Annotated in this window: 10 protein-coding genes; 2 read left to right on the top strand and 8 right to left on the bottom strand. The window is 68.9% G+C overall.

Annotated features, from left to right (window positions below):
- Positions 1-1,190 (top strand): di-heme oxidoredictase family protein (locus tag AC1D1T_RS12670; RefSeq protein WP_477991942.1); only part of this gene is annotated, 1,190 nt, incomplete at its 5' end.
- Positions 1,191-1,258: 68 nt separating this feature from the next.
- Here AC1D1T_RS12670 and AC1D1T_RS12665 read toward each other — a convergent pair.
- The 8 genes from AC1D1T_RS12665 to kdpF form a co-directional block, all read right to left on the bottom strand.
- On the bottom strand, positions 1,259-1,765 hold the full coding sequence (locus AC1D1T_RS12665) for a hypothetical protein (protein ID WP_477838685.1): 507 nt from the start codon (positions 1,763-1,765) through the stop codon (positions 1,259-1,261).
- Positions 1,766-1,835: 70 nt separating this feature from the next.
- Entirely contained in the window at positions 1,836-2,075 is a 240-nt protein-coding gene (locus AC1D1T_RS12660) for a hypothetical protein (protein WP_465113721.1), read from the bottom strand.
- Positions 2,066-3,454, bottom strand: a complete 1,389-nt coding sequence (locus AC1D1T_RS12655; RefSeq protein ID WP_477825814.1) for an APC family permease — start codon at positions 3,452-3,454, stop codon at positions 2,066-2,068. Before AC1D1T_RS12655 ends, AC1D1T_RS12660 begins: the two co-directional genes overlap by 10 nt.
- A gap of 78 nt (positions 3,455-3,532) precedes the next feature.
- Positions 3,533-5,488 carry a potassium transporter Kup gene (locus AC1D1T_RS12650; protein ID WP_477825813.1) on the bottom strand — a complete coding sequence of 652 codons (1,956 nt, stop codon included), beginning with the start codon at positions 5,486-5,488 and terminating at the stop codon, positions 3,533-3,535.
- Complete coding sequence (kdpC, locus tag AC1D1T_RS12645) at positions 5,472-6,059, bottom strand: potassium-transporting ATPase subunit KdpC (RefSeq protein ID WP_477825812.1); 588 nt, start codon at positions 6,057-6,059, stop codon at positions 5,472-5,474. The genes AC1D1T_RS12650 and kdpC overlap by 17 nt, the downstream gene beginning before the upstream one ends.
- Positions 6,060-6,072: 13 nt before the next feature.
- The gene (gene kdpB / locus AC1D1T_RS12640) at positions 6,073-8,169 is read right to left on the bottom strand and encodes a potassium-transporting ATPase subunit KdpB (RefSeq protein ID WP_465113725.1); all 2,097 of its coding nucleotides are present in this window, start codon (positions 8,167-8,169) and stop codon (positions 6,073-6,075) included.
- Positions 8,166-9,887 carry a potassium-transporting ATPase subunit KdpA gene (gene kdpA, locus AC1D1T_RS12635; protein WP_477825810.1) on the bottom strand — a complete coding sequence of 574 codons (1,722 nt, stop codon included), beginning with the start codon at positions 9,885-9,887 and terminating at the stop codon, positions 8,166-8,168. The genes kdpB and kdpA overlap by 4 nt, the downstream gene beginning before the upstream one ends.
- Entirely contained in the window at positions 9,887-9,976 is a 90-nt protein-coding gene (gene kdpF, locus AC1D1T_RS12630; RefSeq protein ID WP_073468658.1) for a K(+)-transporting ATPase subunit F, read from the bottom strand. The genes kdpA and kdpF overlap by 1 nt, the downstream gene beginning before the upstream one ends.
- 451 nt (positions 9,977-10,427) lie before the next feature.
- Between kdpF and AC1D1T_RS12625 the strand changes: the two genes are divergently transcribed.
- Complete coding sequence (locus tag AC1D1T_RS12625; protein ID WP_477838676.1) at positions 10,428-13,382, top strand: EAL domain-containing protein; 2,955 nt, start codon at positions 10,428-10,430, stop codon at positions 13,380-13,382.

Here is a 13,382-nt window from a genome sequence, read left to right as displayed (position 1 = left end):
CGATCGGCCTGCAAGGCCCGATGTTCAACCAGTCGACCTGCTTCGGCTGCCACATCAACAACGGCCGCAGCCTGGCCCCCACCGTCGTCAACCAGAAGGTCGACACGATGGCGGTGCGCACGGCAGCCGTCGATGCGAACGGGCAGCAGCTGCCGCACCCGATGTACGGCCTGGGCGCGCAGATGAACGCCAAGGGATCGACCGACGGCGTGCGTCGTGACTGGGGCACCGCGGTGCACGTGTCGAAGTTCGAGCTGAAAACCGTGACGCTGGCCGACGGCAGCTCGGTGGAGCTGAGCAAGCCGGTGGTGAGCTTCGACGGCCCGACGCCGGACGTGTTCTCGGTGCGCAGCGCCCAGCCGGTGATCGGCATGGGCCTGCTCGAGGCGATCCCGGACGCCGACATCATTGCGCGTGCCAGGACGGCTCCGGATGCCGACGGCGTCCAGGGCATCGCGAACTACGCGTATGACCCGGAGACCGGCAAGGTGCGCCTGGGCCGCTACGGCTGGAAGGCCTCGAAGGTCAGCCTGCGCCACCAGGCATCGGCGGCCGCGCTGCTGGACATGTCGGTCACCTCGCCGGTCTACCCGAACCGCGACTGCCTGTACGGTCCGGCGAAGTGCAGCACCGCGAACCGCGTCGACCCCGGCCTGACGGAAGACGCGCTGAAGCTGCTGGAGCGCTACGTGGCCCTGCTGGCCGTGCCGGCGCAGCGCAGCGTCGCGAGCGGCTACCCGAAGGGTGTCACTCCGCTGGCCGCGCTGAACCCGGACGTCAACAAGATCGCCGCCGGCGCCACGGTGTTCAACACCATCAAGTGCTCGACCTGCCACGTGACGGAGATGACGACCGGCTCCACCAGCGAGTTCCAGGAAGCGCGCGACCAGAAGATCAAGCCCTACACCGACATGCTGCTGCATGACATGGGCACGGATCTGGCCGACGGCCTGACCGAAGGTCTCGCGACCGGCAGCATGTGGCGCACGTCGCCGCTGTGGGGCATCGGCTACACCGAACTGGTCGCCGGCAAGGACGTGAAGGTCGGCTACCTGCACGACAGCCGCGCCCGCACGCTGACCGAAGCCATCGTGTGGCACGGCGGTGAAGGCAAGGCCAGCCGCGATCGCTTCATCGCGCTGAGCAAGACCGACCGGGAAGCCCTGCTGGCCTTCCTCGGTTCGCTGTGACGCGTGCTGACGCCGGGACCTGAGCGGCCCGGCGATTCAGGCGAGGCCGCCCTTCGGGGCGGCTTTTTTCATGTAGCCGCCACGGGCGAAGCGGGCGGCTGCGCCCGCAGCGCGTCGCGCAAGGCCAGCGCGCCCTTGCCGATGAAGAACAGCACCAGCACGTGGAACCCGACCGGCATCCAGTCGGCCATGAAGAGGTACAGCACCCCATCGAGGGCGTACACGGCGCCCCCCACGTAGAAGGCCCGCATGCTGCCGCGTTGCGCCATCAGGCCCATCGCGAAGAAGAAGGCCAGCACCAGCGCGTCGAGCGGCAGGCTGACAACCGGCAGCCCGGAGAACAGCGCATCGATGAGGCTGGTGATGCCCAGTCCGACGACGAAATGGGTGTCGCTGCCCGAGTGCTGCATGCCGACGTTCACCGCCGACAGGCCGGCGATCCACCAGAACCAGCGCGCGCCGGACTGGACGAGCGGCATCGATTCGGCCAGCGCGCGGGGTGTCTGCGCAACGGCAGGGGTGGCGACAGGGGCGCCGTCGGTGACAGCGGCAGGCACCGCGGTGGGTTCGGTCATGGGGTCCTCCTCATAGGCGGCCTCGTCGGGCCGCAATCCACGACGATAACAAAGCCCGGCGCGCGGCCTGCTACTTCCAGTCTTTCGGCCTGCCCGCGGCGATCCACCGCTCGCACTCCGCCTGCTTTCTCCCGCGCAGCCAGCCGTCCTTCTCCCAGCCCGCCTTGAAGCACTTTTCCTCCATGGTCATCCGCCCCGAGGGCCCTCGCGGAAACACCAGCCCATCGACCAGCATGCAGCTGCCGAGGCAGGCCACCGCGATCAGCGTGGCGCCAAAAACGGCACTGAAGACGACCTTGATCAATTCCATCGGCGCGCACGGCGCAGCAGCAGCGGCAACCCACCGAGCGCCAGCACGCCGACGCCTGCCAGTGCGCCGGCCTTCACGTACTGCAGGCTCGCCACGAGCAGGTAGACGCTACAGGCGCAGAAGGCCAGCGGCAGCCACGGATGGAGCGGCACGCGAAACGGCCGCGGCACCTCGGGGTACCGGCGCCGCAGCACCAGCAGCGCGCTGCCGCTGAGCGTGAGGAAGCCCCAGTACACCGGCGAGAGGTAGTCGACCATGGTCGCGAAGCCTCCGCGCGTGACGGTGCCCAGGCCCACCAGCGCCACGGCCACCAGGCCGATCGCCGCGATGGCCGCCGGCGGGGTGCCGCGCGAGAGATCCCACCGCGCCAGCCGTTCGCCGAGCGCTCCACCGATCAACCGCGCCTGCTGCAGGTCGCGCGCCGCCGCCCAGGTGGTGCGCGCGCCGGCGACCAGCGTCGCGTTCATCACGGTGACCGAGGTCAGCGCCACCACGCTGACGATCAGCAGCTCGCCCGGCCTGCCGAAGGCCAGCCGCATCAGGTCGGCGGCCGGCGCGTCGCTGCGCGCGAGCCCCTCCAGCCCCAGGCCGCGCAGGTAGGCCGCGTTGGCCAGCAGGTACAGCGCCGTCACCGTCGCCAGGCCCAGCAGCAGCGCATGGACGATGCCGCGCCGGTCGTCGCGCATCTCGGCGGACAGCGTGGCCGCGTCGCTCCAGCCGCCGTAGGCGAGGAAGACGAACACGAAGGCGGTACCGATCTCGACGTGCCCGTCGCGCGACGGCGCGGCCAGCGGCGTGGCCGGCGCAATGCCCTGCCCCCACAGCCACAGCGCCGCGACGCCGAGCGCAAGCAGCCCCGCGATCACCAGCGACATCAGCCCGACCTGCGTGCCCAGGCCGATGCGTACATGGCGCAGGTTCAACGCCGTCAGCACCACGATCGCACCCGCCGCGAACAGGGCGCTGCCGTAGGCGCCCAGGCCGGGGCCGAGCAGGCGGTCGAGCGCCACGACCTGCGCAAGGTAGTCGCCGAACACGAAGGCCAGCAGCGCCATCGAGCCGGTGTGGATGACCGCGAAGCGCGACCAGGCGAACAGGAAACCGGTGCGCGGCCCGAAGGCCAGGCGCAGGAAGTGGTAGTCGCCGCCCGCGTCGGGGAACGCCGCCGCGAGCTCGGCAAAGCACAGCGCGCCGACGAAGGACAGAGCGCCACCGAATGCCCAGACGAGGTAGAGCGCGGTGTCGCTCGCCAGGCTGGCGGCGACCATCGGCGAGGTCTTGAAGATGCCGGCGCCGATCACCATGCCGACGCACACCGACACCGCGTGGCGAACGTCCAGGTGCCGGTGCGGCGTGGCGGCGGAGATCGGTGCGGACATGGGCGTGAAGCTTAGCCGCTGGCGATGCGCGCGCTGCCGCGCATGCATATGCGAACCGCTGCCCGGGTGCCAGCGAGGCTAGATCTGCACCCGCGTGCCCAGCTCGACGACGCAGTTGTGCGGCAGCTTGAAGAAGTCTGCAACGCTGCCGGCGTTGCGCGACATCGCCGCGAACAGCGCCTCACGCCAGTGCGCCATGCCCGCTCCCTGGGTCGGGACGACGATCTCGCGGCTCAGAAAGTACGACGTGGCACCCGGCTCGATCGACAGGCCGTGCAGTGAACAGTGGGCCAGGGCGCGCGGGATGTCCGGCTGGTCCATGAACCCGTAGCTCACCTGCACTCGCCAGAAGCCTTCGACCAGCGGCGTCAGCTCGATGCGCTCGGCATCGCCGATGTGCGGCACCTCTTCGAACTTCACCGTCAGGATCACGTTCTGCTCATGCAGCACCTGGTAGTGCTTCAGGTTGTGCATCAGCGCCTGCGGCACCGTGTCGGGGTTGGCCACCGCATAGACCGCGGTGCGCGGCGGGCGATGCGCCGTGTCGTCTCGCGCCAGCGCGGTGATGAATGGCATCAGCTCCGGGTCGTCACGGCGGATGTGCTCGATCAACAGCTCACGACCTCGCTTCCATGTCGCCATCACGGCGAAGATCGCTGCCCCCATCACCAGCGGGAACCAGCCGCCTTGCAGGATCTTCAGCGAACACGAGATCACCAGCACGGCGTCGACCACCAGGAAGGCCGACGTCGCGGCAACGGCGACCGCCAGTGAATACCGCCAGACGTAGCGAACGACGAAGAAGGTCAGCAGCGTCGTGATGAACATCGTCACCGTGACGGCGATGCCATAGGCAGAAGCCAATGCCGACGAGCTGCCGAAACCTGCCGTGGCGAGAAGCACGGCCACCATCACGGTCCAGTTCACCGTGGGGACATAGATCTGCCCCGCCTCCTTCTCCGAGGTGTTCAGCACGCGCATGCGCGGCAGCAACCCGAGCTGGATCGCCTGCTTGGTCATCGAGTACGCACCCGAGATCACGGCTTGCGATGCGATCACCGAGGCCGCGGTGGCCAGCAGCACCGCCGGGATCAGCCAGGCCTGCGGGAACAGCCGGTAGAACGGGCTCTCCAGCGCCGACGGATCGCGCATCAGCAAGGCCCCCTGCCCCATGTAGTTCAGCGCGAGCGACGGCAGCACCAAGCCCGTCCACGCGATGCGTATCGGGCGTGCCCCGAAGTGCCCCATGTCGGCGTACAGCGCTTCTGCACCGGTCAATGCCAGGACGATCGAGCCCATCACGAGGAACAGGTGCCAGCCTCTCGCCTGCAGGAACGCCACCGCCTCCAACGGGTTCAGTGCCGCCAGGATGCCCGGCTGCTGCACGATCTGCAGCACACCCACGAGTGCGAGCACGAAGAACCACACACTGATGATCGGGCCGAACAGCTTGCCGACCGCCTCGGTGCCGAAGCGCTGGGCCATGAACAGCGCAACGATGATGGCGATCGAGAGGGGCAGGACGTAGGGTTTCAGGGTGGGCGTGATCGCCTCCAGCCCCTCGACCGCGCCCAGCACCGAGATGGCGGGCGTGATCACGCTGTCGCCATAGAAGAGCGCGGCGCCCAGGACACCGGTCAACAGAAGCAAGGTGCGACGCGTCGGTGTCCCACCGGCCGCCAGCGCGGTCAGCGCCATGATGCCGCCCTCGCCCCGGTTGTCGGCACGCAGGATCAGGATCACGTATTTCAGCGTGACCACCACCATCAGCGCCCAGAAGATCACCGACACCGCACCGATGATGTCCGGCGCGTCCAGCGGGACGCCGCTGGCGGGGTGGAACACCTCCTTCATCGTGTACAGCGGGCTGGTGCCGATGTCGCCGTAGACGACGCCCAAAGCCCCGAGGGTCAGCAGGCCGAGGCCCTGACGGTTTCCGTTGCTGTTCACTCTTGTACCGAGGGGTCTCAACCGCGCGTTTATAGCGGATCCATCCAGGCCGGGGCCCGGCCGAGGCTCAGGAGCGTGCAGCATCGAGCGCGAGGTTCAGGCGCAGCACGTTGACTCGCGGCTCGCCGAGGAAGCCGAGCCAGCGGCCTTCGGTGTGCTGCTCGATCAGGTCCTGCACCTGCTGGGGCGACAGCTTGCGCGCCTTCGCGACACGTGCTGCCTGGAAGAGTGCACCCGCGACGCTCAGCTCAGGGTCGAGCCCGCTGCCCGATGCGGTCACCAGGTCGACCGGCACCGGCGCGGTGTTGCCGGGATCGGCAGCGCGCAGCGCCTCGATGCGGCCCTTGACCGCGTCGACCAGCGCCGGGTTCAACGGCCCCAGGTTGGAGCCGCTGGAGGCCGTCGCGTTGTAGGGCGTCGGCGCGGTCGCCGACGGACGGCCCCAGATGTACCTGGGATCGCTGAAGTTCTGGCCGATCAGCGACGAGCCGATCGGCTTGCCGTTGCGCGTGATCAGGCTGCCGGCGGCCTCCTCGGGGAAGGCCACGCGGCCGAGGCCGGTCACGACGAGCGGGTAGGCGGCGCCGGTCAGCGCGGTCAGCACCGCGAACACGACCAGGGCCGGACGAAGGAGGGTGGAAACAGCGGAAGTCATGATGTCGAATCCTTCAGGCGAGGTGCACGGCCGACAGCAGCAGGTCGATCAGCTTGATGCCGATGAACGGCACCACCAGCCCGCCGAGCCCGTAGACGAGGACGTTGCGGCGCAGCAGCGCGGCGGCGCCGATCGCGCGGTACTTGACGCCCTTCAGCGCCAGCGGGATCAGGAACACGATCACGATCGCGTTGAAGATCACCGCCGACAGGATGGCCGACGACGGGCTCGCGAGCCGCATCACGTCGAGCGCGGCAAGCTGCGGGTAGGTGGTCGCGAACGCGGCCGGGATGATCGCGAAGTACTTGGCCACGTCGTTGGCGATCGAGAAGGTGGTCAGCGAGCCGCGCGTCATCAGCAACTGCTTGCCGGTCTCGACGATCTCCAGCAGCTTGGTCGGGTTGCTGTCGAGGTCGACCATGTTGCCGGCCTCCTTCGCGGCCTGCGTGCCGGTGTTCATCGCCACCGCCACGTCGGCCTGCGCGAGGGCCGGCGCATCGTTGGTGCCGTCGCCGGTCATCGCGACCAGGCGGCCGTCGGCCTGGTGGTCGCGGATCATCTTCAGCTTGGCCTCGGGCGTGGCCTCGGCGAGGAAGTCGTCGACGCCGGCCTCCGCCGCGATGGCGGCTGCGGTGAGGCGGTTGTCGCCGGTGATCATCACCGTCCTGATGCCCATGCGGCGCAGTTCGGCGAAGCGCTCCTTGATGCCGCCCTTGACGATGTCCTTCAGCTCGACGACCCCGAGCACGCGGGCCCCGTCGGCCACCACCAGCGGCGTGCTGCCCTTGCGCGCCACCTCGTCGGCGGTGGCTTGCACGTCGGCCGGGAAGCTGCCGCCCAGCGACTCCACATGCCGGCGGATCGCATCGCCCGCGCCCTTGCGCAACGAGCGCACCGTGCCGCTGCCGTCGTCCATGTCGACACCGCTCATCCGCGTCTGCGCGGTGAACGGCACGAACGCGATGCCGTGGCCCGACAGCTCGCGCTCGCGCAGGTTGAACTTCTGCTTCGCCAGCACGACGATGCTGCGGCCTTCCGGCGTCTCGTCGGCCATCGACGAGAACTGCGCCGCGTCGGCCAGCACCTTGTCGCTGACGCCCTTCGCGGGCAGGAACACCGAGGCCTGCCGGTTGCCCAGCGTGATGGTGCCGGTCTTGTCGAGCAGCAGCACGTCGACATCGCCGGCGGCTTCGACCGCGCGGCCCGAGGTGGCGATCACGTTGGCACCCATCATGCGGCTCATGCCGGCCACGCCGATCGCCGACAGCAGCGCACCGATGGTGGTCGGGATCAGGCACACCAGCAGCGCGATCAGCGTGGTGATGGTGACCGGCGTTCCCACGACGTTGCCCACCCGCGCGGCCTCGACGCTGAAGATCGAGAACGGCAGCAGCGTCACGGTGACGACCAGGAACACGATGGTCAGCGCGACCAGCAGGATGGTCAGCGCGATCTCGTTGGGCGTCTTCTGGCGCTTGGCGCCCTCGACCATCGCGATCATGCGGTCGAGGAAGGATTCGCCGGGGTTGACGCCGATGCGCACCACCAGCCAGTCCGACAGCACGCGGGTGCCGCCGGTGACCGACGCGAAATCGCCACCCGATTCGCGGATCACCGGTGCCGATTCGCCGGTGATCGCGCTCTCGTCGACCGAGGCCACGCCTTCGATCACCTCGCCGTCGAGCGGGATCACGTCGCCGGCCTCGACCAGCACGACGGCGCCCTTGCGCAGTTCATCGGCTTCCATCGGATGCCAGGCCGAGCCGTGCAACGGCCGCTCGAGCTTCTTCGCGATCGTCTTGCGCTTCATGCCGCGCAGCGATGAGGCCTGGGCCTTGCTGCGGCCCTCGGCCAGCGCCTCGGCGAAGTTGGCGAACAGCACGGTGAACCACAGCCACAAGGCCACGGCGAGGATGAAGCCCTGCGGCGCCTCACCCTGGCCGCCGAGCGCCTGCACCCACAGCAGCGTCGTGATGATGCTGCCGACGTAGACGACGAACATCACCGGGTTGCGCCACTGCACGCGCGGGTCGAGCTTGCCGAACGCAGAGGCGATGGCCGGCTTCACGAGCGCCGGGTCGAACATCGAGAAATTCTTGACGGTTGTCATTGCGGATTCCACAACATCAGGTGCTCGACCACCGGCCCGAGGGCCAGCGCCGGCACGTAGTTGAGCAAGCCGACCAGCAGCACGCTGCCGATCAGCAGGGTGACGAACAGCGGGCCATGCGTCGGCAGCGTGCCGGCCGTGACGGCCAGGCGCTTCTTCGCGGCCAGCGAGCCGGCGATCGCCAGCACCGGCACGATCACGCCGAAGCGGCCGAACCACATCGCCACCGCCAGCAGCGTGTTGTAGAACGGCGTGTTCGCCGACAGGCCCGCAAAGGCGCTGCCGTTGTTGTTGGCGGCCGACGTGAGGGCGTAGAGGATCTCCGAGAAACCGTGCGCGCCGGGGTTGGCGATGCCCGCCTTGCCGGCATCGGCCAGCACCGCGACCGCGGCCCCGGCCAGCACCAGGATCGGCGTGACCAGGATCGCGATCGAGGTCATCTTCATCTCGTAGGTCTCGATCTTCTTGCCCAGGTACTCGGGCGTGCGGCCGATCATCAGCCCGGCGATGAACACCGCGAGGATCGCGAAGATCAGCATGCTGTACAGCCCGGTGCCGACGCCGCCGAAGACGACCTCGCCGAGCTGCATCAGCACCAGCGGTACCATGCCGCCCAGCGGCGTGAACGAGTCATGCATCGCGTTCACCGCGCCACACGAGGCGGCGGTAGTGGTGGCGGCGAACAGACCGGTGGCGGCGATGCCGAAGCGCGCCTCCTTGCCTTCCATGTTGCCGCCCGGCTGCGTGGCACTGGCCGCCTGGTCGACACCGAGCTGCGCGAGCAGCGGGTTGCCCTGCTGTTCCTGTGCGGTGACGACGACCACCGAGACGACGAAGATCGCCGTCATCGCGGCCAGCACCGCCCAACCCTGGCGCATGTCGCCGACCAGGCGGCCAAACATGAATACCAGCGCGGCCGGGATCAGGAAGATGGCCAGCATCTGCAGGAGGTTGCTCAACGGCGTCGGGTTCTCGTACGGATGCGCCGAGTTGGCGTTGAAGAAGCCGCCGCCATTGGTGCCGAGCATCTTGATCGCCTCCTGCGACGCGACCGGGCCCATCGCGATCGACTGCGGCGCGGCCTGCAGCGTCGTCACGTCCTGGTAGGCGCCGAAGTTCTGGATCACGCCCTGGCCGACCAGCACCAGCGCGAACACCAGCGACAGCGGCACCAGCATGTAGGCGGTGACGCGCGTGATGTCGACCCAGAAATTGCCGATCGACGCCGACGAGCGGGCCGCGAAGCCACGCACCAGCGCGATCACGACGACGATGCCGGTGGCGGCCGAGAAGAAGTTCTGCACCGTCAGCGCGAGCATCTGCGTGAGGTAGCTCATCGTCGACTCACCGGCATAGCCTTGCCAGTTGGTGTTGCTGACGAAGCTGATCGCGGTGTTGAACGACGAGTCGGCGCTGACCGCGGCCATCGCCTGCGGGTTGAGCGGCAGCACGCCTTGCAGGCGCTGCAGCGCATAGACGGCCAGCACGCCGAGCAGGTTGAACACCACCAGCGCGATGGCGTACTGGCGCCAGCCCATGCCGCTGCCGGCATCGACACCGGCCAGTCGGTACAGGCCGTGTTCCGCCTTCACGAACGGCGCGAACCAGCGCGGGAAGCGGCCTTCGGCGACGGCGACCAGCCAGCGGCCCAGCGGCCAGGCCAGCAGTGCAAGGATGACCAGGAAGGCCACCAGAAGAATCCAGGCTTGCGAGTTCATCAGAAGTCCTCCGCCTTCAGCAATGCAAAGACGAGGTACACGAGCAGGCCCAGCGATGCCAGGCCGGCCAGCCCATACAGCCAGCTCATGTGCGTGCTCCCAACTTGTCGCAGCCGATGGCCATGCCGACGATGGCGATGAACATCAGGGCGACGGCTCCCAGAAACAGAAGGTCCATGGACTCCTCACGACGGTGATTCGGATGTCCAGGAGCGTAGGGACGGGCGCATCAAATCGGTATATGGATTCGGGTGCTGCGCATCAAGACGGCGTAAAGACGTCCTGGAGCCGACGCTCGGCTGCACCGCGACCGAGGCCGTGGACGGCCAGGATGCCTGCGAGAAGACCACCGCGCGCGACTTCGTCCAGAAGGTGCTGCGCCAGGCCTTCATCCGGCAGGGTAAACCCCCGCCGCTGCCAACTGTTCGACACAAATCCGTTTCGCGCCGCCCCGCGCTCAAGCCGGTCCCCCTGCACGTCGATATCCGGGCAAGCGTTCGACAGAGACGCCCTTGCATCGCTTCGATGGAGACTGTCATCGTGTCATCACCCCCCGCCGCTGCCGAACGACTGGCCGTCGCCGACGCCGCGCTTGCGCCAGGCCGCGCCCCGCTGGCGTCCCAGGCCTACCAGGAGTTCCTCGAGCAGGCGCAGGTCGGCGTGTTCCTGATCCAGGACGGCCGCTTCCGCTACGTCAACCCGAAGGTGGTGGAGCTGCTGGGCTACACCGAAGCCCAGCTGCTCGGCATGGCCGCGACCACCGTGGTGCACCCGCAGGACGTGGGCCGCGTGGCCGAGCACATCCGCCAGCGCATGGCCGGCGTCGCCGGCACGGCCTACGACATCCGCTGCGTGCGCGCCGACGGCAGCGTGTTCGTCGCCCGCGTGTTCGGGCGCCGCATCGACTTCGAAGGCCGCGAGGCCGACCTGGTGACGCTCAGCGACGTCAGCGAGATCCAGCACGCACGCGAGCTGTCCGAATGGCGTGCGCGCATGCTGGCGCAGACCGAGCTGCTGTGCCGCAGCGGCTCGGTGGAGATCGACCTGGCGTGCCGGCGCGCCACGCTGTCGTCCGGCGCCTATGCGCTGCTGGGCGAGACGCATGAACCGGGAACGCTGTCGATCTCCGCCGCGCTGCGCTGGCTCCCGCGCGACGAACGCCGCTACGTGATGTCGATCTGGCGCGGTGCGGCCCCCGGCGATCCGTTCGAATTCCAGCACCGGCTGCTGCGCGCCGACGGCAGCCGGCTGGTGGTGCTGCACCGTGGCATCGTCGACGTCGGCACCGATGGCGAATCGCTGCGCGGCGTCATCATCCTGCAGGACATCACCGCGCAGCGCGAGGCCGAAGGCCGCATCCAGGAGCTCGCCAACTACGACGAGCTGACCGGCCTGCCCAACCGCGTGCTGCTGCTCGACCGCGTCGACGCCGCGGCCCATGCGGCGCAATGGGACGGCAGCCGCTTCACGCTGCTGTCGCTGAACGTCGCGCAGGTCGATCAGGTCGAGGAGACGATGGGCTTCGGCGCCGGCGACACCCTCGCGATGGCCGTCGCAGCCCGCCTGTCGGGCCTGTGCAAGAGCGACGAGACGCTCGCGCACCTGGGCGGCGGCGAGTTCGCGGTGCTGCTGGACCCCTCCCTCGCCGACGACGAGAACGCGGTGCTGGAACGCGCGCGCGCCATCCTCGACGGACTGCGCCATCCCGAGAGCGTCGGCAAGACCGAGGTGTACCTGAGCTGCTCGGTGGGCATCGCGACCTACCCGGGCGACGCCGACAACGCCCATCGCCTGCTCGAATGCGCCCAGACGGCGCGCCTGCACACCGACAGCGGCGCGAGCCGCATCGCCTTCTTCACGCCGCAGGCGAACGAGCATGCAGTGCGCCGCATGACGCTCGAATCCGCGTTGCGCCGCGCCATCGGGCGCCAGGAACTGACACTCCACTACCAGCCCCAGGTCGACCTCACCGACGGCCGGCTGCTCGGCGTCGAGGCGCTGGTCCGCTGGCACTCCAGCGAGCTCGGCGACGTGCTGCCGGTCGAGTTCATCCCGGTGGCCGAGCAGACCGGGCTCATCATCCCGATCGGCGAATGGGTGCTGCGCAGCGCCTGCACGCAGGCGGCGGCCTGGGCCCGCGCCGGCCTGCCCGAGCTGCGCGTGCACGTGAACCTGTCGCCGCTGCAGCTGCAGCAGCCCGACATCGCCAAGCGCCTGCACGCCATCCTGCTCGAGACCGGTGCCAACCCGGCGCACCTGGGGGTCGAGGTGACCGAGAGCATGCTGACGGTCGACGTCGAGCACGCGTCGCGCATCCTGCGCGAGCTGAAGGCGATCGGCGTCGAGATCTCGCTCGACGACTTCGGCACCGGCTACTCGAACCTGGGCGTGCTGCGGACCCTGCCGATCGACATCGTGAAGATCGACCGCTCGTTCGTGCACGACGTGACCGCGGCGCCGGAAGACGTCTCGATCACGCGCGCCGTGCTGACGATGGCCCATGGCCTGCAGATGAAGGTGCTCGCCGAGGGCGTCGAGACCGAAGGCCAGCTGAACCTGCTGATCGCCAACGGCTGCGACATGATCCAGGGCTTCTTCTTCAGCGAGCCCGTGCCGGCCGACGAGATCGAGCGCATGCTGCGCGAGAAGTACCGGCTGCCGGACCGCTTCCTGACGCGCAGCCAGCGCAAGCGCACGCTGCTGCTGGTGGACGACGAGGAGAACATCGTGTCCTCGCTGCGCCGCCTGTTCCGCCGCGACGGCTACCACATCGTCACCGCCAACAGCGGCGCCGAAGGGCTGCAGCGCCTGGCCGAGGTCAACGTCGACGTCATCGTGTCGGACCAGCGCATGCCCGGGATGACCGGGGTCGAGTTCCTGCGCCGCGCCAAGGAGCTGTACCCCGACACGGTGCGCATGGTGCTGTCCGGCTACACCGAACTGCAGTCGATCACCGACGCGGTGAACGAAGGCGCGATCTACAAGTTCCTCACCAAGCCCTGGGACGACGAACGGCTGCGCGCCCACGTTGCCGAGGCGTTCCGGCAGAAGGACCTGGCCGACGAGAACCGGCGACTGGCGCACGAGGTGCACAGCGCCAACCACGAGCTGGCGCTCGTCAACCAGCGCCTGGAAGAACTGCTGGCGCGCCAGCGCGAGCAGACCAGCCTCGAGGAAAGCCGCGCCGCCAATGCGCGCGGCGTGCTGGAGAACGTGCCGACGCCCATCATCGGCATCGATGCCGACGGCATGATCGCCTTCGTCAACCGCGACGCGCAGGCCCTGCTGTGCGACGTCCCGGCACTGATCGGCAGCGACGCCGACGACGCCCTGCCGGCCGAACTGGCCGCCATCCTGCGGCTGGGCGACGGCATCCATCACCGCCTCCAGCTGGCCGGCCGGCCCTACCGCGCCGTCTGCCGCGCGATGAGCGACACCGCCTCGCGCGGCCGGTTGCTCGTCATCACGAACGAATTCGAACGGGAGCACAACTGA

The organism is Rhizobacter sp. P2_H3, assembly GCF_056403355.1.
Note: the sequence above shows the minus strand (reverse complement) of the source record. Positions and strands in the feature narration are given on the sequence as shown.